Annotated in this window: 1 protein-coding gene; it reads right to left on the reverse strand. The window is 62.2% G+C overall.

What is annotated here, in order from left to right; genetic code table 11:
- A partial coding sequence (locus AAAB35_RS19755; RefSeq protein ID WP_340669981.1) for an alpha-2-macroglobulin occupies positions 1-2,669 on the reverse strand: 2,669 nt, incomplete at both ends.

Genomic DNA, 2,669 nt, shown 5'->3' on the forward strand with positions numbered 1-2,669 from the left:
GGTAACGGTCGAGCGACATCAGCAGAGCTGGAATGTCGAAGGCGGCCGAACGCGTGACGCTGACGCTGACGGAGGCGCCTTGTAGAACGCTGTCTGCCAGCAATGCCTTGTCGACGGTCAGCCTGGTTGCTGGATTGAGCGCCAGAACGCGGCGTTCGGTCATCGGCAGAACTGCCGGTCGAACAGGAACATCAACCGTCTGATCCAGCGACAGGCCGGCCGCGTCAGCGAGATTGATCGAAACGCTGCCATGGCCCGGTTGCGCGCCGGTGATAGCGAGCGTCACGGCTGATCTGGCGCCGGCCTCGAGATGGATCGTCTGTGACGCCTCGCCAATGCGTACGGCATCGTTGCCAGCAACGGTCAGCTTGAAGTCGCCTGCCGGCGCGTCCGTATTGGCGATATCGAGCCGAAGCTCGGAGGTATCTCCGGGGGCGAGGAAGCCCGGCAGGCTCGCCGTCACCACGACAGGGTCACGAATGATGACGTCCTTCGTCGCATGGCCAAGGCCGGCTTTCGACCAGGCGACTGCCATCACGCGCGCAGTGCCGTTAAACTGGGGAATGTCGAAGCTGACATTCGCCTTGCCTTGGGCATCCAGCTTCACCGGACCAGAGAAGAAGGCAACAAGCTTTTGCGTCGGCGGGCTTCCCTGAAGTGCCACAGCGCCTCCGTCGCCGCCGGTTCTCAGCTTGCCGGTCGCGCCGAGCGAGCCGTCGATCAGCCGTCCGTAAAGGTCTCGAATTTCGAGACCGAGCTGGCGCTGGCCGAAATACCAGTCTTCAGGGTTTGGTGGTTCGTAGCGGGTCAGATTGAGAATGCCGACATCAACAGCCGCAACCGTCACATAGGCGTCCTCGTTGGCCCCCGCGCCGGCAACGGCAAGGGTGATCGGCAGCGGTGCGCGCGGCAGCATCTTCTCCGGCGCATCGATCGCTACCTGCAATGCTCGCTCCGCCGGATCGACCTTCAGCCATTTCACGCCGATCGCGCGCATCGGCATGTGGCTGTCCTGAGCATCGCCGGGGCGGAACAATGTCGCGGTGACATAGGCGCCAGCCCCCCAATTTGAAGTGACGGGAATATCGACTTCGCCACCGTTCTCGCCAATGGATGCATTTTGGATGGCCACGAGGGTCTCCGTACCGGCCGCGATCATCAATTCGCCTGCGTAGCGCGATGAGACCTTCAGCTTCGCCGTCTCGCCGATCCTGTAGCTCTCCTTGTCGAGCGCGATCTCAAGCCCGTCAGGCGTCTCCGTCGACGTTGCCTGGACGAACCATCCCGCATCGAATTCAACGCTCGAGGCAGGGCCGTCGGTCTGCGTGCTTTCGACCTCGAGGCGGTAGCGCCCCCAGGCGACGGGAGACGATATCTTCGCTCCGTCCAGGGACGCATCGAGATTGCCGTTGGCGACCTGCTCGGCGGTATAGATCGGCTCGTATTTCCAGGCGGTACCGTCGCGATACCATTGATAGTCGCGGTTCAGCTTGTAGAGTTTCCAGCGCAGGCCGCTCATCGCCTGCTTCGCCCCGTCTTCATCAACGCCGATAACGGTGAAGTTCGCGATCGAATTCTCGCCAAGGTCGCCGGAGAATTCCGGCTTGATGCCGATCATCGGGTTTTGATTCTTGACGGGAAGCACGAGCGAACGCTCGATGGCGCGGCCACCGGCTTCCTGCATGCGGATATAGACCGTGGCGTTCAGAAGCTGCGTCGTCGCCGGCAGATCGCCGACAGTCAACTCGGTAATCCCTTCGCCATCTTCGTCGAGGTCGGGCAGGCCTTCTATGGTCTGGCGCGTGTCTTCGCTGGCTTCTTCGTCGGCAAGGCCAAAGAAGTAGCCGGGGAAGGCGTCCGCCTGGCGGGTCGGCTTGATCACGACATCGCCTTCCAGCGACAGCCCTGCCGCAGGTGCGCCATAGAGATACTTGCCTGATATATTGATTGGCGCTGACGTCTCCGGACCGATAACCTTCGCCTCGGTCTTGATCTCCAGGTCGGTACGATCCGGCACGAAGTCATCGACCAGGAAGGTTTTTGTCGCGATCGGCGAGCCCTTTGGGTCGGTGTGAATGTTCATCGTCCAGGTGCCGCGCATGGCATTTTCCTGAACGGGGAGGTCGATCGCATAACCGCCGACCTGGCTGGTCTGGCTGACGATCCGGCGGTCCTCGACACCATCGGGACGCAGGAAGATGAAGGTCAGCGGCAGGCCTTCGATCGCCTTGCCATCAGTATCGCGGGCTAGGGCAGCGGCGTGGACCGTTTCCCCGGCCCGGTAGATGCCGCGCTCCGTCCAGCTCAAGACATCGATGGCGCCGGGTGAAGCATGGCCGGTGACGCCGCGATCGGAGAGATCAAAGCCCGCGCGCGTCATATCGAGGAAGACATAGTCGGCGCCACCGTTCCGGGCGGTGATGACAGCGGGCGTCAGGGCAGCCGTCGCACGCATCAGACCGGCGGTGAACGTCGCCCGACCGTTCTCATCGGTCGTTGCAGTGCCGAGTACTTCATTGTTCTTCGCCAGAAGATGGAGCTCAACGCCGGCGATCGGCTTTGCCGAGGCGAGCGAACGGGTGAAGACGTTGAGGCCATCGGTACCCGCGTATGTCGTGATGCCGATATCGGAAACCACGAACCATTGCGTCGCCTGGGCATTCCAATCC

This window comes from Phyllobacterium sp., from assembly GCF_037994425.1.
Classification (GTDB): domain Bacteria; phylum Pseudomonadota; class Alphaproteobacteria; order Rhizobiales; family Rhizobiaceae; genus Phyllobacterium.